This is a genomic window from Pannonibacter phragmitetus (assembly GCF_050510895.1).
Lineage (GTDB): Bacteria > Pseudomonadota > Alphaproteobacteria > Rhizobiales > Stappiaceae > Pannonibacter > Pannonibacter phragmitetus_B.
Genome location: NZ_JBNINT010000001.1, coordinates 2,392,079 through 2,417,577, shown reverse-complemented (window position 1 = coordinate 2,417,577; position 25,499 = coordinate 2,392,079). Strand labels below are relative to the sequence as shown.

The following is a 25,499-nucleotide window of genomic DNA, read 5'->3' as shown; positions in this document are numbered from 1 at the left end:
ATACAGTCCGCTCCTGCCTGCGCGGTTCACTGCCTGTTGGCCTCGGCGGTCCTATCGCCCAAAATGTGATCTGCATCGCTTGACGCCGGAAGGTCCTGCCGCGATGCTCCCAGAACGTTTTTTGAGATCATTTTGCCCTTTTCAGGGCGTCTGTGGTTTTGCCATGCGGGACGGTTTGCGCCAGCAGGCAACATAGAGGCGGCTCGAACGGCCTGAAACCGTCTGAGACTGCCCGGGAGGCACTATCATGCAGATTTTGAAGCGGATGTTCACGCCGGAAGGATGGAGCGCGGCTCCGGTTCCGGCCTTCGTGCGGCATGGCTTCGCGGCGCTTCTGGCAGCATCGGTGATTCTGCCGCTGGCGGCACCCGCGCCCGCAGTTGCCCAGCAGAAGCGCATCGTGCAGGTACCCAATGCCGATTACTTCGGCGGCGACTACCGCACGGTCAAGGACGTGGACATCGCCACCTGCGAGAGCGCCTGCCTTGATGACCGCCAGTGCAAGACCTTCACCTACAACACCTCGGCTCGCTGGTGTTTTCTGAAGAATACCCAAGGCGAATTGCAGGCCTTCAACGGCGCCATCGCAGGCCGGGTGGTCGAGGTCAAGGTTTCTTCCAAGGCGACCATTGCCGAGCGGCGCGCTGAACTGAGCTTTGTTTCCAACTACTACATGGAAGAAGCTCAGCGCTATGCCTCGCAGGTGACGCGGACCAGCACGCCGGCTGACGCCCCGCTCGAGACCCAGTTGCAGCAGGCCGAGCAGGACCTCCTGATGAGTTCCTACTCACAGGCGCAGACTGCTTTCGCTTCGATTCTGGCTGTGGACGCGACAAACAGCGCAGCGTGGACCGGCCTGTCTCTGGCGCAGGTCAATCGGCAGCCGGATGACTGGGAGCTGCGCATGGCCCTGCGCCGCAACAGCATCTCGGCGGCGGTCAACGGGTATCTCAACGCAACGGATGTGAGCCAGCAGGGTGCTGCGCTTGAAGCGTTGTCGCGGGCCTTCGCCCTGTCACAGGAGTGGAAGCCGGCCATCCGCAGCCTGCGCAAGGCGCGTGAGTTGAACCCTGCCGATACGCCCCTTGGCGAACGGTATGAGCAAATGGTGGCCGATCACGGCTTCCGGATACTTGACCACCGGGTCGATGCAGATGCCGCCGAGCCGCGCATTTGCGTGATTTTTTCGGATGAGCTCGAAAAGAACAGGGATTTCTCCGACTTCCTGAAGGTGCTGGATACCAGTGGTACGGCAGTTTCCGCCGATGGCTCGCAGCTTTGCGTCACCGGCGTGCGCCATGGCCAGCGCTACGACATGCAGGTGCGTGCAGGCATTACCGCCAATGACGGCGAGAAACTGGAGCGGTCCAGGCATCTCAACCTCTACATCCGCGACCGCGCGCCGTCCGTGCATTTCCTCGGCCGGGCCTATGTGCTGCCGAAGGGCAAGGATGCGACGATCCCGGTCGTTTCCGTCAACAGCAAGGAAGTTGCGCTGGAAATCTTCCGTGTCGGCGACCGTGGCCTCGTCGATGTGGTGCGTGACGACCGCTTCATGCGCCAGCTGTCCTACTACGACAGCAGCCAGCTTGAGGACGAGCTGGGCGAAAAGGTCTGGTCTGGCGTCGTTGAGACGGCGAGCCCGCTCAATGAAGACGTGACGACGGCGATTCCGCTGGAAGATCTCAGCCTGGAGCTGAAGCCGGGCGTCTATGCCATGTCCGCGAAGTCCAAGCTGGACACGGCTGATGAATGGAGCAGCAAGGCCACCCAGTGGTTCATCGTCTCCGATATCGGCCTCAGCTCCTATTCCGGCACCGAAGGTGTGATTGCCTCGCTGCGTTCGCTCTCCGATGCCAAGCCGATGGAGGGCGTCAAAGTCCGCCTCGTGGCCGTCAACAATGAGGTGCTGGGAGAGGTTGTCTCCGATGCCAACGGCCTTGCTGTCTTTGCAGCAGGCCTGTCGCGCGGGCGCGGCGGCCGGGCTCCTGCTCTTGTCGTTGCCGAAGCTCAGGATGGAGACTACTCCTTCCTCGATCTGCGCAAGCCTGCCTTTGATCTGTCCGACCGTGGCGTCGAGGGCCGTCCGGCTCCGGGGCCGCTGGATCTGTTCAGCTGGACTGACAAGGGCATTTACCGCTCGGGCGAGACGGTTCACGCGCAGGCGCTGCTTCGCACGGCCAAAGCCGATGCGCAAACGGACCTGCCGCTGACCTTCATCTTCATCCGTCCCGACGGCGTCGAATATTCCCGCACCGTGATCAATGATGGCGGCCAGGGTGGCTACCTTCAGGACCTTGTTCTGCCGGCCGGCGTACAGCAGGGCACATGGACGCTGCGGGTCTATCTGGATCCCAAAGGCAGCGAGCTGGCTGAAAAGACCTTCCTCGTGGAGGACTATCAACCGGAGCGCGTCGACTACACCCTCAAGGCCTCCGCCGATTCCCTGAGCCTTGCACGGCCCGTGGATGTGACGGTGGAAGGGCGCTTCCTTTACGGTGCCCCGGCAGCCAACCAGACGCTTGAGGGCGAGATCATCGTTGCCCCTGTCCGCAACCTCGCGGCCTTCCCCGGCTATGTCTTCGGTCTTTCTGACGAAGGCATCTATCCGGAACGCGCCAGCCTGCCTGAAGGTCTTGCGACCGACGAGAACGGTGTGGTGACCTTCCCGGTCAGCCTTCCGCAGTTGCAACCGACGTCAGGGCTCTACACCTCGACGCTGATCACCCGTCTGGTGGAAACTGGCGGGCGCTATGTGGAGCGCAGCCTTGATCTGCCGGTTCTGCCCGGCGGGCCGCGCATCGGCGTGAAGCCTCTGTTCTCCGGCGGTGTCGATGAGGGTGGCCCGGCAGAGTACGAGATCGTGCTCATTGATGACAACGGCAAGCAGACTGCAGGCAAGGGCGTCACCTGGACCTTGTCGCGCATCGACCGCCGTTATCAGTGGTACCGCAGCGACGGTCAGTGGAACTACGAGCCGGTGACCTCCAGCGAGCGCGTGTCCTCTGGCAAGATCGACGTTCCCTCTGATGGTCCGGCGCGGCTTTCCCTGCCGGTCAACTGGGGTGAATACAAGCTGGAGGTCTCGCTCGGCGGCAATCAGCCGGCGGAGACCAGCGATACCTTCTCGGCCGGCTGGTACTCGGCTGGAGGAACCTCCGATACGCCCGACAGGCTGGAAGTGGGCCTCGACAAGTCCGCCTACCGCCCCGGCGAAACGGCCATCCTGCGCCTGAAGCCGAAGACGGAAGGCATTGCCGTGATCAACGTCTTTGGAGAGGGGCTGCTGGAAACCAAAACCGTCGAAGTGGATGGTTCGGAGACCGAAGTCAGCCTGGCGGTAACGGATGACTGGGGTGCAGGGGCCTATGTGACGGCTACCCTGCTGAGGCCGATGGACATCGACGCCAAGCGCATGCCCGCCCGCAGCCTGGGACTCGCCTGGGGGCAGGTGGAGCCGGGCGACCGGAAACTGTCGGTAGAGATCACCGCGCCGGATACCATGCGCCCGCGTCAGGAGCTCACGGCAACCCTGAAGCTTGCAAATCTTCCGGCAGGCGAAAAGGCCTATGTGACACTGGCTGCCGTGGATGTCGGTATCCTCAACCTGACTGGCTACAAGGCACCGGAGCCCAGCTCGTGGTACTTCGGCCAGCGCCGCCTCGGCATCGAGATCCGCGATCTTTACGGCCAGCTGATCGACCGCACGGCCGGTACACGCGGCACTGTGCGCTCCGGTGGTGACGGCGGCTCCGGGCTCAAGGCCCCGCCGCCCGACGAGGAGCCGGTGGCCCTGTTCTCCGGAATTGTAGAAGTCAGCGATGACGGCACGGCGGCTATTGTCTTCGATGTGCCGGATTTCAACGGAACCCTGAAGCTGATGGCTGTTGCCTGGTCTGCCAGTGGCGTAGGCGAAGCCAGCCGCGATGTGCTGGTGCGCGATCCGGTGGTGATGAGCACCAGCCTGCCTGCCTTCATGGCACCGGGCGATACTTCCCGTATCCTGATCGAGATCGACAATGTCGATGGCCCGGCCGGTTCCTACGAACTGGTGACCAGCATCGACGGGCCGGTGGAGCTGGAAGACGGCCAGACCACCCGCAAGTTGGAGCTCGCCAAGGGCGGCAAGCTGGAGCTGCGGCTGCCCGTGAAGGCGGTCGAGGCTGTGGGCGATGCGGCCATTGATCTGGCCATGTCCGGGCCGGAGGGGACGACTGCGTCCAAGTCCCTGAAGCTTGGCGTTCGCGATACCCAGCCCTATTCCACCCAGACGGAGACGATCGAACTGGGCGCAGGCGAAGAGCTGGTGCTGGACCGCGCCACTCTCGATGGCTTCCATGCGGATACGGCCTCTGTCAGCCTTGCCATCGGCGGGAAGGCAAATATCGATGTGCCCGGACTTCTGGATGCACTGGACCGCTACCCCTATGGCTGCACCGAACAGACGACGAGCCGCGCCCTGCCGCTGCTGTATCTGAACGAGGTGGCCGAGGACGCAGGGTTCGGCACTGATCCGGAATTGCGCGAACGTGTGGTCAAGGCCATCGCCCGGGTGCTTTCGAACCAGAACTCGTCCGGCTCCTTCGGCATGTGGAACAGCTACGGCGAAAGCGACACCTGGCTGGACGCCTACGTGACCGACTTCCTCGTGCGTGCTCGTGAAAAGGGTTACGACGTGCCGGACGTGGCCTATACGTCGGCGCTGGACAGCCTGCAGAACCGCGTTTCCTACGCCAATGACTTCTCGTCTGGCGGGGAGGGCATTGCCTATGCGCTTTACGTCCTGTCTCGGACGGGCCGGGCCTCTATTGGTGACCTGCGCTATTATATGGACGTGAAGTTCGATGACTTCTCGACCCCGCTTGCCAAGGCACAGGTCTCCGCCGCTCTCGCCCTTTACGGCGAACAGGAGCGCTCGGCACGTGGCTTTGAAAAGGCCGCCGATGGACTGCCGCTGGAGCGGACGGGCATCTTCCGCGAGGACTACGGCTCCCCTGTGCGCGATGCTGCAGGCGTTCTGACCTATATGTCGGAAGCCGGCCAGAGCAAGGCCAGCGGCCCGGTGGCCGATTTCATCGCCGGAAAGCAGGAGGTCTCTGCCTACAACTCCACGCAGGAAATGGCATGGATGTTGATGGCTGCCCGTCAGGCGAATGAAGATGCCCGCAAGTCCACATTCTCCGTGGACGGTCAGGAGCAGACCGGCCGTCTTGGCTGGCGTTTCACCGGGGCTGACGTGTCGGATGAAGCAGTTACCTTCGCCAATACGAGCGGCAGGCCGCAGCGTGTCATGCTGACCGTGACCGGCCAAACAACCGAGCCTCTACCCGAGGGCGGGGAGGGCTTTGCCATCTCCCGCAAGATCTATGATCCGGACGGGGCCGAAGTTGACCCTGCCGCCGTGCCCTACAACAGCCGTCTGGTGGTGGTGATCGAAGTGGAGCCTCTGACGGAAAACAACGGCCGGCTGATCGTTGTGGACCGCCTGCCGGGTGGCCTTGTCATCGACAATCCGCGCCTTGTCCGTTCGGGTGATCTGGGCGCGCTGTCCTGGCTCAACACCATCGACATGCCCGACCATGTGGAGTTCCGTCAGGACCGCTTCGTGGTCTCCGTTGACCAGCGCCGCTTTGGCGATCCAGTGCTGACCTTCGCCTATCTGGCGCGGGCCGTGACGCCGGGCTCCTATGCCCATCCGCCTGCCACGGTGGAGGACATGTATGTCACAAGCCGCTATGGCGTAACGGCCACAGGCCGGTTCGAGATCCTCGGGCCGGTGCGCTGAGCAGGCAGGTTGATGCCTTGCCGTGTTGGAACGGGATGAGCCAGTCATGACCGGCGGCAAAGACGACCTGGTTCAAACATCTGAACTTTCCGGGCAGGACTCTTCCTGCCCGGAGAGGAAACTGCTGCGTAAGCGCAGCAGGCGCCGCCTTCTGCTGCTTGGGGGCGTTGCCGCGATGATTCTTGCCGCAGCCGGGGCAGGGGCCTTGCGCGTGGCTCTGGACGTGGCGGCAGTGCCGTCCGCCCGCCAATATGATGATCTGTCCGTTTCCCGGACCGTGCTCGACCGCAATGGCGATCTGCTGCGTGCTTTTACCGCCTCCGACGAGCGCTGGCGCCTGCCTGTGGAAGTGGCCGCTGTTGATCCTCTTTACATACGAATGCTCATCGCCTTCGAGGACCGCCGTTTCCGTGACCACGGCGGCGTTGATCTGTTGGCGCTGACCCGCTCTCTTGGCCAGATGCTGTTTGCGGGGCGCATTGTGTCCGGCGGTTCGACCCTGACAATGCAGACGGCGCGTCTTGCCCGCGAGGCGGATACACGCAGCCTGTCCGGCAAGTATCAGCAGATGGTGGCTGCGCTAGCCATGGAACGCGATCTCTCCAAGGACGAGATTCTCCTGCTTTATCTTCTGCGCGCGCCCTTCGGCGGCAATCTGGAAGGCGTGCGTGCGGCAAGCCTGGTCTGGTTCGGCAAGGAGCCCAGACGCCTGACGCCAGCAGAGGCCGCGCTGCTTGTTGCTCTGCCGCAAGCGCCGGAAGCCCGCAGGCCGGACCGGTCACCAGAGGCTGCCCGTGCAGCGCGGGACCGGGTGCTCGACAGGGCCGTGCAGGCCGGTGTTCTGGATGAAGAAGAAGCGGCGGCGGCCAAGGGCGAAGCTGTTCCTTCTGTCCGCCGCGCCATGCCGATGATTGCCCCTCACCTGACCCGGCAGGTGGTGAGCGCCAATCCTCAGGCATTTGAGCAACGCCTGACCCTTGACCGCACTCTTCAGCAATCGCTTGAAGCGCTGCTGGCCTCGAAGGTGCGGGGCGGCAGTTCCCGCCTTTCTGCTGCAGCCCTTGTGGCTGACCACACCACGGGTGAGATTCTGGCCTGGGTCGGCTCGCCGGGCCTTGAGGAGGAAAGCCGTCAGGGGCACGTAGACATGGTCACTGCCGTACGTTCTCCCGGCTCGGCGCTGAAGCCTTTTATATATGGACTTGCCTTCGAGGAGGGCGTCGCTCACCCGGAAAGCTATATTGAGGACCGGCCCGTCCGTATCGGCGGTTACACACCGACAAACTTTGACATGTCGTTTCAGGGCACGGTGACCGTACGCGAGGCCTTGCAGCTCTCCCTCAACATTCCCGCAGTCCGGCTGCTGGATGCGGTGGGGCCTGCGCAGCTGACGGCGCGCATGCGCCGTGCAGGCGTCGAACCTGTTCTGCCCTCGGGCGTCACGCCGGGGCTCGCCATTGGTCTTGGCGGCGTCGGCCTCAGCCTCAAGGACCTCGCAACGCTCTATGCGGACCTTGCCAATGGTGGCAAGGCGGCGCCGCTGCGCTTTGACATGAAGGTCACCGCCCGGCCTTCCGGATTGCCACTGCTGGAACCTGCTGCGGCCTGGTACGTGGGCGATGTTCTTCTCGGCGTGCCGCGTCCCGATTCGAGCGGCGAGGGGAGATCGCCTTCAAGACCGGCACCGCCTATGGCTACCGCGATGCGGTGGCCGCCGGTTTCGATGGCCGCCATGTGGTGGCCGTATGGACCGGACGGCCGGATGGCACGCCGGTGCCGGGCATGACAGGCATCAATTCTGCCGCACCGATTCTCTTCGAGGTGTTCCAGCGCCTGGGCGCCAAGCGTATCCCCTTGCCGCAACCTCCCGCCGGTGTGCTTCAGAGCGCCAATGCCGGCTTGCCACTGCCGCTGAAGGAAGCGCGTGTCCGCTCCCTGGACAGCGGCACGCCGGCGGCAGCCCGTCCTGCAGGACGACAGGCAGCCTTGAAAGGCAGTGGCCTGCGAATCGCCTATCCGCCCGATGGTGCCGAGGTCGAACTTGGCCTTACATCGGACCAGAATGCGGCGCTGGTGGTGAAACTCCAGGGCGGGCGCGGGCCATATGCCTGGTTCGCCAACGGCCGCCCTGTCGGAACAGGTCAGTTCATGACGAGCCTCGCCTGGACGCCCGATGGTCCGGGCGATTCTGTCATCACGGTCGTGGATGCGGATGGCCGGAGCGACAGGATTAGCGTCCGGCTGCACTGAATAAAGAAGATTTCCGGCACTTGGCCTGCGGTCAGAGATAGCGGAAATGGCCCGCTGTTGCCGGTCTGCCGCGCCGAATCCCGTCTTCCAGACACTCTTTCAACAGGGCCGCGGCTACGGATTAATCCCGGAAGAAACGGATTCGTAAGGGTTTTTCCGCCCAGATCCGGCCTCACTGGTTACGGAAATCTTAAGAACACCCCCAAAGTCGTGACTTTCGTGCAACACCGCATTTTGAAAGCGGCCCAGGGGCGGGGTGAGAGGGTGTTTCTAGGTTGAACGAAAAACGCGGATGGGTATGGTCACTGTGCGAGCGGCCTCCGGGTCGCACTGGATTGCCGTCCAAGGAATGTTCATACCTCCGGCCGGTGGCAATGTCAGAACAATTCGCGGGGATCGGTGGAATTCGATTGTAGCCCAAGAGGGCAGCGACGATGAACACCATTGATTGACTGATTTGGAGGTCAGAAAATGAACCTTAAGAGCATTCTGCTCGGCGCGGCTGCTGCCGCTGCTGCTGCCACCGGCGCCCAGGCTGCCGATCTGCCGGTCGCTCCGGAGCCGGTCGACTACGTTCGCGTTTGCGACGCATTCGGCACGGGCTTCTTCTACATCCCGGGCACCGAGACCTGCCTCCGCGTCGGCGGCCGCGTCCGCGCTGACTTCTACTTCAACGACTTCGGCGACAGCAACAACAGCTGGGATGACCGCACCGACGCTGGCACCTCGACCCGCGCTCGTGCCTACATCCGTCTGGATGCCCGCACCAACACCGAATACGGTCTGGTTCGCGCTTACATCGACACCTACTTCACGGCTGACTCCGGTTCGTCCGTGGGTACGACCCTCGACAAGGCGTTCATCCAGTTCGGCAACTTCACGTTCGGCCGTACCACGTCCTTCTTCGACTACTTCACCGGCGGCGCTTTCAACAAGCAGAGCCAGGTGTGGTCTGACAAGGGTTCGACCTGGGTTGCTGCCTACACCGCTGCTTTCGGCAACGGCATCAGCGCTACCCTGTCGGTTGAAGATGGCACCTACCGTCAGGTTGGCACCGTTGGTCACCGCGCTCCGGACCTCGTCGCAAACCTGCGCGTCGACCAGGGTTGGGGTTCCGCTCAGCTGATGGGTGCTCTGCATGAAGCCCGTCTCGCTAACACCTCGTCCAAGACCAAGGTTGGCTACGCAGTCGGCGCTGGCGTGACCTTCAAGCTGCCGATGATCGCAGCCAAGGACTCCATCACCTTCCAGGCTCAGTACGCCGATGGCGCTACCAGCTACGTCGGTAACAGCCTCAGCACCTATGCTGACGCTGTGTTCGATGGCAACACCACCAAGACCACCAAGGGCTGGAACGTCGCTGCTGGCGTAACCCACTACTGGACCTCGCAGTGGTCGACGAGCATCGACGCGTCTTACGGCAAGCTCGACGCACCGTTCGCCGCAGCTGACCGCACTCAGTGGAACGTTGCTGGTAACCTCGTGTGGGAGCCGGTCTCCGGCCTCATCTTCGGTGGTGAGCTCGAGTACCAGAACGTCGACTTCAAGGGTGGTGCTTCCAAGGACTCCATCCTCGGCATGTTCCGCGTGCAGCGCACGTTCTAATCAGATCCTCTGGATTTGATGGAGACCCCGCAGCGAAAGCTGCGGGGTTTTTCTTTGTTTAAAATGATCTGCAATCAAGATGCCAGCCCCGCGTAGGCTGCGCTCAGCACCTGCCTTTGGCTGAGAGATGACGGTGCTGCTGGCCTGCGGGGCTAGAGGTTCTCGAGGCCTGGCTGGTTTAAAGTGGGTCTCTTCTTGCCGGCAGCTGCCTGCTCAACCGTCCACCCTTGCTCGCAGAAAGTCCTCAATCGCCCTTTGGCTGAGGCTGTCCCACAAGAGCGGTGCGTGGCCTTCGTCCGGAATGGTCAGGCTTGAGAGATCTGGATGGGTTGCCGCCATGTCCTGCAGGGTCTCCTGCGTCAGCAGCCGGGAGTTGGCGCCGCGGAGCACGAGAACTGGCCTGTCCAGCAAGGGCGCGAACAGGGGCCAGAGTTCAGGCCAGGGCGTATCGGCGGTAATGGATTCCATAGGCTTGTCCAGTGCCGGATCGTGGTCAAAAACGACGCCATCCTCGGTCTGTCTGCCGGCTTGCCGCGCGAATTTCAGCCAGCCCGCACTGTCAACTTGCGGAAAATCGCGGGCAAGAGCTGCTTCAAGAACCGCTGCCATCTCCCCGAAGCTTGTGTAGCTGCGGCGGGCGGCGATGCTGTCACGGATGTCCAGCAAGGCACTCAACTCGATTCGCGGGCCAACATCATTGAGGATTGCGGCACAGAAGACCTCGCTGGGGATCTGCGCTGCCATCATCATGGCATGCAGCCCGCCGCGGGAGGTGCCGAGCACGGCAAAGCGGGGCAGGGCAGCCTGGGCCAGAAACAACGCAATGTCAGAGGCTTCAACGGGCAGGCTGTAGTTGGCCCAGTTCGCGTCCCAATCGCTTCTCCCGCGTCCACGATAGTCGAGCGCAAAGACCTTACGCCCGTTCCTTGCGAGAGCGTGTCCCACATCCTCGAAGTCCCGGGTGTTGCGGCTGAGGCCGGGCAGGCAGATCAGCGGCACGGCGCCGGGAACTTCAACGGGTGGATGCCAGACGCATCCGGCAAGCCTTAGCCCATCGGCGGCCGTCCAGTAGAAGTCTTCTGCCGTAATGCTCATGATTTCTCCCCGGTTGCCCGGCCGCTTACAGCCGGTTTGCAACCACCATTTCCGGATGCCATACGTCTGGCTATGCTACCTCGCTGCAACAGGTGTGCAAGGCTTCTGCACGCAAGTGATCTGATGCCGTCTAAGCCATTGCCGCAAGGCAACTTGCACATTATTGTGCCGGACCATTCCCGCCTGAAATCTGCGGGAAAACAAAGTCCAACAAGGAATTCTGAAAATGTTCAAGGGATCGATACCAGCGCTGATCACTCCGTTCCGGAATGGCGCGGTCGATGAGAAACGCTTTCAGGATTTCGTGGACTGGCAGATCAAAGAGGGCAGTTCCGGCCTCGTTCCGGTGGGCACTACGGGCGAAAGCCCGACGCTGACCCATGATGAGCACAAGCGCGTCATTGAACTTTGCATTGAGGTGGCGGCAGGCCGCGTTCCGGTGATTGCCGGTGCTGGCTCCAACAACACCACCGAGGCGATCGATTTTGCCCGCCACGCGGAAAAGGCTGGCGCAGATGCGCTGCTGGTGGTGACGCCTTACTACAACAAGCCGAACCAGGCGGGCCTCAAGGCGCATTTCCGGGCGATTGACGATGCGGTGGGCATTCCCATCATCATGTACAATATCCCGGGCCGTTCGGTCATCGACATGACGCCTGAGACCATGGCAGAGCTGTTCAGCACCTGCCGCAACATCAAGGGTGTGAAGGACGCGACGGCGAACATGGCGCGTGTCACCATGCAGCGTAAGGCCTGCGGGCCGGATTTCCTCCAGCTTTCGGGTGAGGACATCACGGCGCTTGGCTTCAACGCCCATGGCGGGCAGGGCTGCATTTCGGTGACGGCCAATGTGGCGCCGAAGCTTTGTGCGGAGTTCCAGGCTGCGACGCTGCGCGGTGACTATGCCGCCGCGCTGGCCATTCAGGACCGGCTCGGACCGCTGCACAATGCTCTGTTCATTGAGCCGAATCCGACGGGCGTGAAGTACGCCCTGTCTCTGCTTGGCAAGATCGAGAACGAAGTCCGCCTGCCGCTGGTGCCGGTTTCACCGGAGACGCAGGCACAGATCCGCGACGCGATGGTGCATGCGGGTCTGATCAACTGAAATAGAGTGACCGGGAGGGCCGGAATGAGGCCCTTCCGCGTCCATGCAGGGAAGATGTGACCATGGCGCCCAAGTCTGGCGGCCCCGCCCGGACGGTTGTTTCGGACAACAGGAAGGCGCGGTTCAATTACGAGATCGAAGACGTTCTGGAAGTCGGCATCGAGCTGCGCGGCACGGAAGTGAAAGCCCTGCGCGGCGGCAAGGCCAACATTCAGGAATCCTATGCCGCTGAAAAGGACGGGCAGATCTGGCTCTATAACTCTTATCTGCCGGAATACCTCCAGGCGAACCGCTTCAACCACGAGCCGCGCCGGCCGCGCCGCTTGTTGCTGCACAAGCGGCAAATCGCCAAGCTGGCAGCTGCTGTGGCCAAGGAAGGCAAGACGCTGGTGCCGTTGAAGATTTACTTCAACGAGCAGGGCCGGGCCAAGCTGGAGCTCGCCCTTGGCCGAGGCAAGAAGCTGCATGACAAGCGTGAGACCGAGAAGGCCCGCGACTGGGCCCGCGAAAAGGGCCGCCTGCTGAAGTCTGGCAGCTGAGGGCGGGCAGCTGAGAGCTGGCGGGGGAATGGCCTCTGCTGACGCTTCAGCCTTGTGCAAACCTTATGGAAAACCCTGTGTCCAAGCCTGTTGGCAGCTTGTGAAAGAGCTGTTGGCAGGCTGTGGATATGTTGTGGGTGAAACTCATAGCGGCACGATCATGCGCAAGATGCCGCCACCTGTGACGGACTACACCGTATCCGTCATCCCATGACTTGATCATGGGATCCCTGCCGTTCCATTTCAGCTTGCTCTAGCTGTCATTCCGTCGCGATGCGGAGGGTCTTTATCCGTGGCTGGGCACTGGAATGGATGCCATGATCAAGTCATGGCATGACGGAGTGTGTGGCCGTGATGTTGGAAGGGGTTGAAACGCTTCGGGGAGAAGCCTTGCAGCTTCTCCCCGTGTTGTTTCAGAGCTTGCCCGTGCCGAACTTGTTGGTGCGGGGGAAGCCGGTGGGGGGCAGGCGGCCGGCCTGGCCCCGGTCGCCGCGCCAGTCGGCGAGATCGTCCATGGAGCGGTTGAAGCTGCGGCCTGAACTGTCGATCCAGACAAGGCCGGTTTCGCCAGAGAAGACCACCGCATCGGCGACACTGCCATCCCGGTAACGCTGCAGACGCACACCGCGTCCACGGCCCATTTCCGGCACCTGCGCCAACGGGAAGACCAGCAGCTTGCGGTTCTGGCCGATGATGGCAACCTGATCACCTTCGACGGGGATACAGAGCACTGCCTCATTCGGTGCGGTGACATTCAGCACCTGCTTGCCCTTGCGCGTGTTGGCGACGACATCGGCTTCTGGCACGATGAAGCCACGCGCCTCGTCACTGATCACCATCAGCTTGCGGCCCGGCTTGTGGATGAAGGCGCAGACAATGTCCTGGCCCTCGTCCATGTCCACCATCAGGCGCACCGGCTCCCCGTGCCCGCGCCCGCCCGGCAGGGTGGCAGCGGAGAGCGTGAAGAACTTGCCGGCGGTGGTTAGCAGCAGGATCTTGTCCGTGGTCTCGCCATGGAACGAGAACTTCAGCTTGTCGCCCTGCTTGAAGGCGACAGTCGAAAGGTCCTGCTGATGGCCCTTGAGCGCACGGATCCAGCCCTTCTCCGAGATGATGACCGTGACAGGCTCCTTCTCGATCATGGCCTGCTGGATGTCGCCGATGTCGTGGTCCGGTGCTTCTGCCACGTCCGTCCGGCGCTTGCCGATCTCGGTTTCCGGGCCATAGGCCTTGGCGATTTCCGCCGTTTCCTTGGCCAGATGCGCCCACTGCTTGGCGTCGGAATCGAGCAGTGCATTGATTGAGTCACGCTCGGCGCTGAGCTTCTCGTGCTCCTTGCGGATTTCCATTCCTCAAGCTTGCGCAAAGAGCGCAGGCGCATGTTGAGGATGGCTTCCGCCTGAACGTCGGAGAGGCTGAAGGTGCGCATCAGCTCCACCTTCGGCTCATCCTCCTCGCGGATGATGCGGATCACCTCGTCGAGATTGAGATAGGCGATCAGATAGCCTTCGAGTACCTCAAGCCGGTGCAGGATCTGCGCCAGACGGTGCTGCGAGCGGCGCACCAGCACTTCCTTGCGGTGATCCAGCCACTCGCGCAGAACCTGCTTCAGGCCCATCACCATCGGCACCTTGCCCATGGACAGGACGTTGAGGTTCAGCGGGAAGCGGGTTTCAAGCTCGCTGAGCTTGAACAGCGATTCCATCAGAAGGGCAGGGTCCACATTGCGCGAGCGTGGGACCAGAACGACGCGCACGTCCTCGGCGGATTCGTCGCGTACATCGTCCAGCAGCGGCAGCTTGCGGGCAGTCAGCAGCTCGGCGATCTTTTCGATCAGGCGCGACTTCTGCACCTGATAGGGGATCTCGGTGACGACGACCACCCATTGGCCGCGCCCCAGATCTTCCACCGCCCAGCGGGCGCGGACGCGGAAACTGCCACGGCCCGTCTCATAGGCCTCCAGCAGGCCCTTGGGATCGTCAACCAGAATGCCGCCAGTCGGGAAATCCGGGCCCTTGAGATAGGCCAGCAGATCCCGCGTTTCGGCTTCCGGGTGCTTGATCAGGTGCTGTGCGGCAAGGCACAGCTCATGGGCATTGTGCGGCGGAATGGACGTCGCCATACCGACGGCAATGCCGGAAGAGCCATTGGCGAGCAGGTTCGGGAAGCCACCCGGCAGAACCAGAGGCTCGCGCTCTTCGCCGTCATAGGTCTCGCGGAAATCGACGGCATCCTCGTCGAGCCCGTCCAGCAGGCGCTTGGCCGTGTCGGTCAGGCGCGCTTCGGTGTAACGCATCGCCGCTGCGTTATCGCCGTCGATGTTGCCGAAGTTGCCCTGGCCTTCGATCAGCGGATAGCGCTGCGCGAAATCCTGGGCAAGGCGCACGAGGGCGTCATAGACCGCCTGATCGCCATGCGGGTGATACTTACCGATCACGTCGCCGACCACGCGGGCACATTTCTTGAAGCCGGCACCGGGGTCCAGCTTCAGAAGGCGCATGGCGTAGAGCAGGCGCCGGTGAACCGGTTTCAGGCCGTCGCGCACATCGGGCAGCGCCCGGTGCATGATGGTGGAGAGGGCATAGGCAAGGTACCGTTCTTCCAGCGCTTCGCGCAGGTTGACGCCTTCAATGCCGCTAGGTGGAATCAGCTCGTTTCCCATGCTGCGAGCCATAGCCCGGATTGCGCCATCCACACAATTCTAAGCGGCGGAAAATGGCAGAATTCCGCAGGTTTTTCCCCGGTCTTGAGCGGTTTAGCCGGCAAAGCCCATCAAGCCCGCCTGCTCGTAGGCCTTGGCGAAGGCGGCCGTCATGCCTGTGCGGGTAGTGGAGAGGTCAAGTCCTGCTGGGCCGGTGACGTGCCGGTCCAGGAAGAAGGCGGTCAGCCTGAAGCCGCCGGAGAGGTCGGTGAAGTTGATTTCCGTGCCCGGCTGGCGCTCGCCGTCCACCAAAAAGGCAGGCAGGGGCAACAGCTTGTCCCTGTATGGGGCTCCGGCATCACGGCTGACGGCGCGGGCGCTTTTGGGGGAGACATAGGCTAGATCCCATGCCTGCCCCGTGGCCGCACAGCGGCTGAGGTCCAGGCCGAAGCCGAGCTCGGTCAGCAGCGCCAGTTCATAGCGCACGATCAAGGGACCGGCAATCAACGGCTCATGCAGATGGTCCAGTACGACGGAAAGCGCCTGAAAGATGCCCTCATGGGCTGCGCGCTCCGGCAGCAGGCGAGTGAGGGCAGCAAGATGCTGCACACCATAAAGTGCGCACGCTTCCTGCATCAGGAAACCGGCGCGCAGGGACAGGCCTTCAAGGGAGAAAAGACCGAGCTGGCCGGGAAGGCGCGCGCGCCATGTGAGGCGCAGCGTGTTGCCGGGTTGAAGCAGCGGCGTCATGCGGGGGAGCGCGCAGAGCGGACAAGGCCGAGATGCCGGCCTTGCTGGCGGGTCATCACCTCGACAACAGCCGCGCTTTCCCCTTGCGGGCGGCAGGAAAGGAGAACGCCGTCATCTGTCCATTCCATCGGCGTGTCACCCGGTTTCCCTGCCTCTTGTCCCGTGCCCGATCAGCGCGGGAATTCCAGCCCCATTTCGCGGTAGCGCTCCGGATCGTCGGCCCAGTTCTCGCGTACCTTGACAAAGAGGAACAGATGCACGGGCCGCTCGACGATTTCCGTCAGTTCGGTGCGGGCGGCCTGCGAGATGATTTTGATGGTCTGGCCCTTTTTGCCCAGTACGATGGCCTTCTGGCTGTCGCGTTCCACAAAAATCGTCTGCTCGATGCGCACGGAGCCATCCTTGCGCTCTTCCCAGAGTTCCGTCTCGACGGTCGAAACGTAAGGGATCTCCTCGTGCAGGCGCTCGAACAGCTTCTCGCGGGTGATTTCCGCTGCCAGCATGCGCATTGGTGCGTCGGAAACCTGATCTTCCGGATAAAGCCAGGGTCCGGGGCGCACTTCTCCGGCGAAATAGGCGAGAATGTCCGAAACGCCATCACCGGTCAGGGCCGAGACCATGAAGGTGCGCTCGAACGTGACCGTTTCATTGGCGGTAGTGGCCACCTTCAGCAGCTTTTCCCGGTTGGCGACGTCCGTCTTGTTGAGGATCAGCACCTTCTTGCCGGGCATGTTTGCAAGGCGGCTGAGAATACCTTCCACCTCTTCCGTGAGGCCCTTGCGTGCATCGATCAGGAGTGCCGTCACATCCGCGTCCCGGGCGCCGCCCCAGGCCGTGTCGACCATGGCCCGGTCCAGCCTGCGCTTCGGCTTGAAGATGCCGGGGGTGTCAACGAAGATGATCTGCGACGCTCCATGCATGGCAATGCCGCGCACGATGGCGCGTGTCGTCTGGACCTTATGGGTGACGATGGAGACCTTGGTACCGACCAGCTGGTTGATCAGCGTCGACTTGCCCGCATTCGGCGCGCCGATGAGGGCAACGAAGCCCGCACGGGTATCGTCTGCGGTGTGAATGGCGTCCATGTCGTTCCCGGCAGTGCCGGGCAGGTCCTGATCGGTCAAATCTATCGTCTTTCAAGGTGTCATCCGGCGCGGCGGACAAAGGTCCGTCCCCGGCATGTCAATCATAGCGGGTTTGTTGCGGGAGGCGAAGCATGCAGTGCACCGGCTTCAGCTGGCCTCAGTCGCTCCAGACGCCTTCGCGGCGCAGCATGGTCTCGGCGGCGGCCTGTTCGGCAACGCGCTTGGAGTTGCCGCGCCCCTCGGCGCTGGGGAACTTTTCCACCTGCACGGCAACGACGAACTCAGGCGCATGGTCAGGGCCGGTGCGGTCCACCACCTTGTAAAGCGGGGCAGGCAGGCTCTTGGCCTGCACCCATTCCTGCAAGGTGGTTTTCGCATCGCGCAAGGGACCGGAGAAGGTCAGCATACGCGGCTCCCACAAGCGGCGCACGAAGTCTTCCGCCGTTTCAAATCCTGCATCCAGATAGATGGCCGCAATCACGGCCTCGCAGATATCGGCCAGCAGCGCCGTCTTCTGGCGCCCGCCGGTCTGCGCCTCGCTCTGGCTGATGCGCATGTCATCGCCCAGCTTCAGCTCGATGGCGATTTCGGCGCAGGTCTCGCGCTTGACCATGTGGTTCAGGCGCCGGGCCATCTCGCCTTCATCGGCGCGCGGATAATGCTTGTGCAGCATGCTGGCAACGGCAAGGCCGAGCACCCGGTCGCCCAGAAATTCGAGGCGCTGGTAGCTGCCGCCAGACGTGTCGGCCCCGGACAGGGCGCTGGCGTGGGTCAGCGCCTGTTGCAGCAGGCTGCGGTCGGCGAATTTGTGTCCGATCCGTGCCTCGACGGCGGCAAGCATGTCTGTCTTGCGGGAAATGGTCATGCCGTCTGCCGCCTCAGATCGACTGGAAGAGCCGGTCCCAGCGGACAGACCAAGGCCAGTACCAGAACTGCCAGGCAGGCTGACCGCCATCCACCGAGAAGAAGATCACTTCGGCGCGGCCGACGAAGTTATCGACCGGCACATATCCGACACCGCCCAGTTCGACTGGAACACGGCTGTCGGTGGAATTATCGCGGTTGTCGCCCATCATGAAATAGTGGCCGGCAGGCACCTTGAAGACCTTGGTATTGTCTGCTTGCCCGCGCGGGGTCAGGTCCAGCGTGTCATAGCTGACGCCATTGGGCAGGGTCTCGCGGTAGCGTGCAACGCGGCGCTCGCTGCCGAAGCTGTCCGTGTCGATGAAGTCCTCGATGCGCTCGCGCGGGACGGCTTGGCCATTGATATGCAGCACGCCGTCAATCATCTGGATCTCGTCGCCCGGCAGACCGATAACCCGTTTGATGTAATCGGTCGAATTGTCGTGCGGGGTCTTGAACACCGCCACATCACCGCGCTGCGGGTCCGAGCTCAGGATGCGGCCGGAGAATGGCGGCATTCCGAAGGGGAAGGAGTAGCGAGAATAGCCGTAGCTGTACTTGGACACAAACAGGTAGTCGCCGATCAGCAGCGTGTTCATCATCGACCCTGAGGGGATGTTGAACGGCTGAAACAGGAACGTGCGCACGACCAGCGCGATCAGCAGGGCCTGAACGATCACCTTGACCGTTTCGCCAAGGCTGCCGTCCTTGGCTTTTTCTTGTCCGTCACGCTCATGTCGTCCTTCATTCGTGCCGCGAGGCGCTGTCAGGCCTCATCCAGTTGCTGCGACTTTTAGCCGTTCATGCCGGGGCTGGCAACGCAAGGCTTGGCGCAAGGCTCTCTTGCCGCGTGACGAAGCCTCAGGCTTCTTCCCGCACAGGCGGGGCAGGGGGCTCCGGCCAGTCCTGCGGCCAGGCGGAAATCACCACAAAGGCCTGCGCCAGCGGGTAATCATCGGTGATGGTCAGGTCGATGCGGGCCTTGAAGCCTTCCGGGGTCAGCCGGGCAAGCCGTCCAGCAGCGCTGCCGGTGAGTTCCAGTGTCGGCCGGCCGCTGGGCAGGTTCACGACACCCATTTCGCGCCATGCAACGCCCATGCGGATGCCGGTGCCGAGTGCCTTGGAGCAGGCTTCCTTGGCGGCAAAGCGCTTGGCATAGGAGGCTGCGCGTTCGGCCCGCCGCTCGGAACGCTGGCGCTCCCGCTCAGTGAAGACGCGGTTGGTAAAGCGCTCGCCGAACCGTTCCAAGGTCTGCTCGATGCGGCGGATGTCGATCAGGTCGCTGCCGATGCCAAGAATCATGGCTGCCTTTCTCTGGCTCGTCTGGACTCGCGGGCCATTGAGGTAAGATCCCGGCCAAGTATCTTCAAGCTATTCGGCATTGCGGACTGCGTCCCGCCGCTTCTCAAGGCGCAGACGTTTTGCTTCCTGATAAGTGCGCACGCTCTGGAAAACGATGACGTAGCACAGCGCCCCACAGACCAGGCCAAGCGGGATGCCGCCGATCATCATTGGCTTGATGACCGGCCAAAGGGTGTCGAACGACTGCTCCAGCAGGTTGAAGCCATGCTCAGTCGCGCCTTCGCGCCGCGCAATTTCATGCGGACTGGAGCCTAGGATCAGGTGCCCCAGCTTGTAGGTCGCGGCCCAGATGAAGGGAAATGTCAGCGGGTTTCCAACGGCAGTCCCCAATGCGGAGGCGATAAGATTGCCGCGGATCAGAAAGGCACAGGCCGCCGCCAGCATGAAATGGAAACCCATCAGCGGCGTGAAGGAAGCGAAAGCTCCGGCAGCAAAGCCGCGGGCCACCGCATCCGGACTGGCGCTCAGGCGCAGGACACGCTTGCCGTAATAGCGGAACGACCGCGACCAGCTTGCCCGTGGCCAGACGGCGACGCGCATTTTCTGAAGCCTGGTTGGCGGTGTCCTGCGCTGAAACAGCATGCGCTCCTGTCTCCCTTCCCGTCTTGCCTGTTCAGGCGAGATTCCGGCTGCCCGGCTTTACCGGTGGCAGGGCTGCCAGTTCCGGCGGAAGCTTGTCGGGCTCATAGGCCGGAACCTTGTACTGTGTCAGCGATACAAGCGGCACATTTGTGTCGGCCTCTCCGGCAGAGCGGTCAATCAGGCAGGCGACTGCCAGAACCTCTGCGCCGATGGCCCGCAGGGCATCGACCGTTTCGCGGCTGGACAGGCCTGTGGTGACGATGTCTTCAACGATGATGACGCGCGCGCCTTTTTCCATCTCGAAGCGGCGGAGGCGGAACTCGCCGCCCTCACGCTCCACCCACATGGCCGGAACGCCGAGATGGCGGGCGGTTTCGTAGCCGGGGATCAGGCCGCCGAGGGCAGGGGAGACGACGGCATCGATCTTGCCAAGTCCGGCGGCTTCGATTTTCCGCGCCAGCGCCTTGCAGAGCCGCTCCGTCTTTTCCGGATACATGAAGACGCGTGCCTTCTGCAGGAAGACCGGGCTGCGCAGCCCGGATGAAAGAATGAAGTGCCCTTCCAGAATGGCCCCGCTTCGCGGAAAACGGCCAGGACTTCGTCCTGCGTCATCGTCCAAAGTCTCCGTCTTGTGCCGGGTCAGCCGTTGACACGTGTCACGCTGGACACGTTCGGCTTGGCCCGCAGCTGGTTGATGATACGGTTCAGATGTTTCAGATCCCATACCTCGAGATCGATGATCATCTGATGGAAGTCGGCCACTTTTCGGACCATCTTCAGATTGTCGATGTTGCCGCCATTATCGCCGATCACCTGGGCGATGGCAGCGAGAGAGCCAGGTTCATTCAGCGCTGAAACGTTGATCCGCGCAGGGAAACGTTCCGGGTTGTCGACGTCAATGTCCCAGCGCACGTCGATCCAGCGGTCGCTCTGGTCATCGAATTCCTTCAGCGCCGGCGACTGGATCGGATAGATCGTCAGCCCCTCGGACGGCGTCAGAATGCCGACGATCCGGTCACCGGGCACGGCGCCGCCATTGGGAGCAAAGCTCACCGGAATGTCGCCCGTCAGGCCCCGTATCGGCAGGGCCAGGCCATCGGAATCCTGAGCGGCATCGGGAATGCGGAACTTCAGGCCCTGACCCTTTTCAAGATCAAACCAGCCTTCACCCGGCTCGGGTTTCAGGTGGGCTGTGCGCTCGTCCTGATAGTCCGGGTGGACTGCCTTGACGACCTGCTGTGCGCTCAACTCGCCGCGCCCGACGCTGGCCAGCAGGTCGGCAATCGTTTCCTGATTGAGCAGGCCAAGGACACCATCCAGCAGGCCTTCAGAATAAGGCTTGTCGGCGCGGTTGAAGGCGCGCTGCAGCACGTGCTCGCCAAGTGCGCCATACTGCTTGCGGATGGATTCGCGCGTGGCCCGGCGGATCGCGGCTTTGGCTTTGCCGGTCACGGCAATCGATTCCCAGGCGGGCGGCGGCGTCTGTGCCTGTGAGCGAATGACTTCCACCTCGTCGCCGTTCCGCAGTTCAGTCACCAGCGGCATGATCTTGCCGTTGATCTTGCAGCCGACACAGGTGTTGCCGATGCCCGTATGCACAGCATAGGCAAAGTCGATCGGCGTTGCCCCGCGCGGCAGAGCAATCAGGCGGCCCTTCGGTGTGAAGCAGAACACCTGGTCGTGGAACAGCTCAAGCTTGGTGTTCTCGAGGAACTCTTCCGGCGTGTCGCCCTGCGACAGCAGGTCGATGGTGCGCCGCAGCCAGTCATAGGCGCGGCTTTCGTCCGTGTGCCGGGCAATGTTACGCCCGCCGGTCTGACCGTCCTTGTAGAGCGCATGGGCGGCAATACCGTATTCGGCCACCCGGTCCATCGCCTCAGTGCGGATCTGCAGTTCCACGCGCTGGCGGCTGGGGCCGACGATAGTTGTGTGGATCGACCGGTAGTCGTTCTGCTTCGGCGTCGAGATGTAATCCTTGAACCGTCCCGGCACAGTGGGCCAGGTGGTGTGGATGATACCCAGCACCCTGTAGCAGGCCTCGGTGGTGCCAACGATGACGCGGAAACCGTAAATGTCGGAAAGCTGCTCGAAGCCCAGCGACTTCTGCTGCATCTTGCGGAAGATGGAGTAGGGGCGCTTTTCACGGCCCTTGACCCGGGCGGCAATGCCTCGCTCGGCGATCTGGGCGGTCAGCAGGCTTTCAATCTCGCCAATCAGCCCGCCGTTGCGCTCGCGCAGGCCCGTGAGCCGCTCGGCAATCGTGGCATAGGCTTCCGGATTGAGCACCTGGAAGGACAGATCCTCCAGCTCCTCACGCATGTCCTGCATGCCCATGCGTCCGGCGAGCGGCGCATAGATTTCCATCGTCTCTTCGGCGATGCGGCCGCGCTTGTGCTCCGGCATGTGGTGGAGCGTGCGCATGTTGTGCAGACGGTCCGCCAGTTTCACCAGCAGCACGCGCACATCATCGGCGATGGCGAGCAGCAGCTTGCGGAAATTTTCTGCCTGCTTGGTCTTTTGGGAGACGAGGTCGAGGCGCTTGATCTTGGTCAGGCCTTCGACAAGCTTGCCGATTTCCTCGCCGAAGACCGTATCGATCTCCGCACGGGTGGCATCCGTGTCCTCGATGGTGTCATGCAGCAGCGCGACAGCAACCGTAGCATCATCCAGCCTGAGGTCGGTCAGGATGGCGGCTACTTCGAGCGGATGAGAAAAATAGGGATCGCCAGAAGCGCGGGTCTGGGACCCGTGCTTCTTCATCGCATAGACATAGGCCTTGTTCAAAAGGCCTTCATCGGCATTCGGATTATAGCGGGTAACCCGTTCGACAAGCTCGTATTGGCGCATCATGGCCGCAGCAGACACCCTTGGACACAGATTGCAGCACCAGGGCTTGCCAACTCAGATGACCCGCCTCATGCCGGAAATCAGATGTCGTCCGAACGCTCCGGCGGCACAAGGCCTTCCAGACCGCGCAGCAGATCCTCTTCCGACATGCGGTCGAACTCGACGTTCAGAATCATCTACCGCATTGACCTGGGTGCCGCCAGAATTGCTGGACGGAACGAGCGGTACGGCTTCCGCCTCCGGCTCATCCACTTCCACATATTTCTGCAGAGAATGAATGAGGTCTTCCTTAAGATCTTCCGGGCTTACCGTCTCATCTGCGATTTCGCGCAGTGCGACGACCGGGTTCTTGTCGTTGTCGCGATCGATGGTCAGCGGCGAACCGCTTGAGATCATCCGGGCGCGGTGTGCTGCCAGCAGCACCAGCTCGAACCGGTTATCAACCTTGTCGATGCAATCCTCGACGGTCACGCGCGCCATAGGACTTCTCCATATGTTCTGGAAATCAAGTGATGAGCGTATATTAGCAACTGCACCTTAGCGCAACCCTCGCTTTTTCGTGAACGATCTTGTCGTACCGGAACGGCAAAAAAATGGCTTGAGAACCTTTTGCACGTCCAAATGGTGGCCATATTTATGATTGCGTGGGGCTGCGCCAATGTAGTACCCCAACTGTTGCGCCCACGAAAAGACGTCTAATAACGGCGTTCAGTTAAAAGTTTAACTTTTGCTGACTTGGAAGGCAACGCAAGCGAGCGAGTGATTGTTTATACAAGTCAATCAATTGCGCCCTGTTAGATTGAATGCTGCGCCAATGCCCGATGGTGCTGGAAAGGAATTGCCTTATGTTCGATTCAAGAGAAAAAATTGCTTTGTTTATTGACGGCGCGAACTTGTATTCGACGGCGAAGGCGATTGGTTTCGATATCGATTACAAGATGCTCCTGAAGGAATTTCAGAGCAAAGGTTACCTCCTGAGGGCATACTACTATACCGCGATCATCGAAGATCAGGAGTATTCCTCAATTCGCCCTTTGATCGATTGGCTTGATTACAACGGTTACAAGGTTGTGACGAAGCCGGTGAAGGAATTTGTTGATTCCAGCGGCCGCCGGAAAGTCAAGGGCAACATGGATATCGAGCTGGCGGTGGATGCCATGCAGCTGGTCGATAGCGTCGATCACATCGTCCTGTTCTCGGGCGACGGCGATTTCCGCTCGCTGGTCGAAGCTCTGCAGCGCAAGGGCCGGAAGGTCAGCGTCGTCTCCACTCTGCAGACACAGCCTCCGATGATTGCAGACGACCTGCGCCGCCAGGCTGATCACTTCATCGAGCTTGCGAGCCTTGCCAACCGGGTCGGCCGTGATCCTGCCGAGCGCCCCTCGCGTGCGCCCGAGCGCGACCGTGACATCGACGAAGACGACGACTACTGAGGCCTGAGCCGCAGATGGCTGGTGTTGCTCTGGACCCGGCACGCGATTGTCCGCTGTGCCCCCGTCTCGTCGCGTTCCGCGAAGAGCACCGGCGCCTGTCGCCGGACTGGTTCAACGCGCCCGTGCCATCCTTTGGTGACAAGGCGCCGTCTCTTCTCATCGTTGGTCTCGCGCCGGGCTTGCGCGGTGCCAACAAGACAGGACGGCCTTTTACCGGGGACTATGCCGGCGACCTGCTCTATGAAACGATGATCGACTTCGGCTTTGCGAAGGGCGTTTATGAGGCGCGGCCGGATGACAGTCTTGAACTGGTGGATGCAGTGATCACCAATGCGGTGCGCTGCGTACCGCCGGAGAACAAACCGACCGGGCCCGAAATCAAGGCGTGCCGGCCCTTTCTCATCTCCACGCTGGAGGCAAAGCCGTCGGTGCGGGCAGTGCTCGCTCTGGGGCGTATTGCTCACGACACATTCCTGACGGCGTTGTCCCTGCCGCGCGCGCGTTCACCTTTCGTGCATGGTGCAGGGCATGACATTCAGCTGTCCGGCCGCCCTGTGAAGCTCTTCGACAGCTACCACTGCTCGCGCTACAACACGAATACCGGGCGCTTGACACGCGACATGTTCCGCAGCGTGTTTGCGTCGATCCGGGCTCACGTGGACAACACGGCCTGATCAGCGCTCCGGCTGCGACCAGCCTTCCGGTCCAAGGTGCTCCTGCGGCTGGAAGCGCTCTTTGTAGGCCATTTTCTGCGAGCCCTCGACCCAGTAACCCAGATAAACATAGGGCAGACCCAGCCTGCGTGCGCGCTCGATATGCTCGAGGATCATAAAGGTGCCGAGGCTGAGGCCTTCGACCGTCGGGTCGTAGAAGGAATAGACCATCGACAGGCCGTCGGCCATGCGGTCGGTCAGGGCGACGCCGATCAGCGGTCCGGTGCCGCGCCGGGTGAGGAATGTATCCGGCCCGCGGCGGCGGTACTCGATGACCATGGTGTCCACATGTGTGTCTTCCACCATCATCGCATAGTCCAGAACGCTCATTTCCGACATGCCGCCATTCTCATGCCGGGCCAGAAGATAGGTGCGGAAGAGGTCATATTGCTCACTTGAAGGTGAGGGCGGCAGCTCCGCTCCGATCAGCCAGCTGCCCTTCTTCCATGTGCGCTTGAAAGAGCTCGTCCACTCGAAGTCTGCCACCCGCACCCGCACGGAGACGCAGGCCCGGCAAGCCTCGCAGGCCGGGCGGTAGGCGATGTTTTGACTGCGGCGGAATCCCCCTGCGTCAGCACGTCATTGAGGGCAGGGGCCTGATGACCGACCAGATGGGTGAAGACCTTCCGCTCCTGCCGGCCCGGCAGATAGGGGCACGGCGCCGGAGCCGTCAGGTAGAACTGGGGATGGTCGATCGGGTGCCGGGTCACGTCTTGAAGTCAGCCTCATGTTCCAGACCATGATATCCGCTTAGGATGGTGCTGCAAGCGTGGACGTCAATCACTTAATCATCGCATAACCGGC

The 25,499-nt window shown here is 62.1% G+C and carries 15 protein-coding genes and 5 pseudogenes; 8 read left to right on the top strand and 12 right to left on the bottom strand.

The genetic code is table 11. From position 1 onward, the window contains the following. Window positions 1-247: 247 nt before the first annotated feature. The 4 genes from ACQB61_RS11450 to ACQB61_RS11435 all read left to right on the top strand — a co-directional run bounded on the left by ACQB61_RS11450 (window position 248) and on the right by ACQB61_RS11435 (window position 9,640). Window positions 248-5,785, top strand: coding sequence for an MG2 domain-containing protein (locus ACQB61_RS11450; protein WP_430512705.1), 5,538 nt, complete (start codon window positions 248-250; stop codon window positions 5,783-5,785). Between the two features lie 175 nt (window positions 5,786-5,960). Continuing rightward, a complete protein-coding gene (gene pbpC / locus ACQB61_RS11445; protein WP_430512704.1) occupies window positions 5,961-7,571 on the top strand; it encodes a penicillin-binding protein 1C in 1,611 nt (536 codons plus the stop codon). After that, window positions 7,568-8,035 (top strand): hypothetical protein, encoded by a 468-nt coding sequence (locus tag ACQB61_RS11440; RefSeq protein WP_430512703.1) that lies wholly within the window; start codon window positions 7,568-7,570, stop codon window positions 8,033-8,035. The genes pbpC and ACQB61_RS11440 overlap by 4 nt, the downstream gene beginning before the upstream one ends. Window positions 8,036-8,506: 471 nt before the next feature. Next, the gene (locus ACQB61_RS11435) at window positions 8,507-9,640 is read left to right on the top strand and encodes a porin (RefSeq protein ID WP_430512702.1); all 1,134 of its coding nucleotides are present in this window, start codon (window positions 8,507-8,509) and stop codon (window positions 9,638-9,640) included. A gap of 213 nt (window positions 9,641-9,853) precedes the next feature. On the opposite strand, the gene ACQB61_RS11430 is transcribed toward ACQB61_RS11435, so the two are convergent. Then, a complete protein-coding gene (locus tag ACQB61_RS11430; RefSeq protein ID WP_430512701.1) occupies window positions 9,854-10,735 on the bottom strand; it encodes an alpha/beta fold hydrolase in 882 nt (293 codons plus the stop codon). Window positions 10,736-10,961: 226 nt separating this feature from the next. On the opposite strand from ACQB61_RS11430, the gene dapA reads away from it, so the two are divergent. Further along, window positions 10,962-11,840, top strand: coding sequence for a 4-hydroxy-tetrahydrodipicolinate synthase (gene dapA / locus ACQB61_RS11425; RefSeq protein WP_430512700.1), 879 nt, complete (start codon window positions 10,962-10,964; stop codon window positions 11,838-11,840). A 62-nt stretch (window positions 11,841-11,902) separates the two neighbouring features. After that, window positions 11,903-12,379, top strand: a complete 477-nt coding sequence (gene smpB, locus ACQB61_RS11420; protein ID WP_019962565.1) for an SsrA-binding protein SmpB — start codon at window positions 11,903-11,905, stop codon at window positions 12,377-12,379. Window positions 12,380-12,792: 413 nt separating this feature from the next. Here smpB and parC read toward each other — a convergent pair. From parC to rpoZ, 10 genes and pseudogenes are all read right to left on the bottom strand, one after another. After that, a pseudogene (gene parC / locus ACQB61_RS11415) lies at window positions 12,793-15,041 on the bottom strand (DNA topoisomerase IV subunit A). A gap of 93 nt (window positions 15,042-15,134) precedes the next feature. Next, window positions 15,135-15,898, bottom strand: a pseudogene (gene recO, locus ACQB61_RS11410) (DNA repair protein RecO). Window positions 15,899-15,940: 42 nt separating this feature from the next. Then, complete coding sequence (era, locus tag ACQB61_RS11405; protein WP_430514355.1) at window positions 15,941-16,855, bottom strand: GTPase Era; 915 nt, start codon at window positions 16,853-16,855, stop codon at window positions 15,941-15,943. Between the two features lie 157 nt (window positions 16,856-17,012). Next, window positions 17,013-17,720, bottom strand: a complete 708-nt coding sequence (gene rnc / locus ACQB61_RS11400; RefSeq protein ID WP_430512699.1) for a ribonuclease III — start codon at window positions 17,718-17,720, stop codon at window positions 17,013-17,015. A 13-nt stretch (window positions 17,721-17,733) separates the two neighbouring features. Continuing rightward, window positions 17,734-18,438 (bottom strand): signal peptidase I, encoded by a 705-nt coding sequence (lepB, locus tag ACQB61_RS11395; protein ID WP_430512698.1) that lies wholly within the window; start codon window positions 18,436-18,438, stop codon window positions 17,734-17,736. A 181-nt stretch (window positions 18,439-18,619) separates the two neighbouring features. Then, the gene (acpS, locus tag ACQB61_RS11390; protein WP_430512697.1) at window positions 18,620-19,060 is read right to left on the bottom strand and encodes a holo-ACP synthase; all 441 of its coding nucleotides are present in this window, start codon (window positions 19,058-19,060) and stop codon (window positions 18,620-18,622) included. Window positions 19,061-19,129: 69 nt separating this feature from the next. Beyond that, window positions 19,130-19,660: a DUF2062 domain-containing protein gene (locus tag ACQB61_RS11385; protein WP_430512696.1), complete on the bottom strand. Its 531-nt coding sequence runs from the start codon at window positions 19,658-19,660 to the stop codon at window positions 19,130-19,132. Window positions 19,661-19,733: 73 nt separating this feature from the next. Continuing rightward, window positions 19,734-20,314 (bottom strand): annotated as a pseudogene (pyrE, locus tag ACQB61_RS11380) (orotate phosphoribosyltransferase). Window positions 20,315-20,341: 27 nt separating this feature from the next. Next, window positions 20,342-22,552, bottom strand: coding sequence for a RelA/SpoT family protein (locus tag ACQB61_RS11375; RefSeq protein WP_430512695.1), 2,211 nt, complete (start codon window positions 22,550-22,552; stop codon window positions 20,342-20,344). A 77-nt stretch (window positions 22,553-22,629) separates the two neighbouring features. After that, window positions 22,630-23,029, bottom strand: a pseudogene (gene rpoZ, locus ACQB61_RS11370) (DNA-directed RNA polymerase subunit omega). 365 nt (window positions 23,030-23,394) lie between these two features. Between rpoZ and ACQB61_RS11365 the strand changes: the two are divergent. Both ACQB61_RS11365 and ACQB61_RS11360 read left to right on the top strand, forming a co-directional pair. Continuing rightward, entirely contained in the window at window positions 23,395-23,982 is a 588-nt protein-coding gene (locus ACQB61_RS11365; RefSeq protein WP_430512694.1) for an NYN domain-containing protein, read from the top strand. A 14-nt stretch (window positions 23,983-23,996) separates the two neighbouring features. Next, the gene (locus ACQB61_RS11360) at window positions 23,997-24,656 is read left to right on the top strand and encodes a uracil-DNA glycosylase (protein WP_430512693.1); all 660 of its coding nucleotides are present in this window, start codon (window positions 23,997-23,999) and stop codon (window positions 24,654-24,656) included. On the opposite strand, the pseudogene ACQB61_RS11355 reads toward ACQB61_RS11360, so the two are convergent. Next, a pseudogene (locus ACQB61_RS11355) lies at window positions 24,657-25,405 on the bottom strand (arginyltransferase). Window positions 25,406-25,499 lie beyond the last annotated feature (94 nt).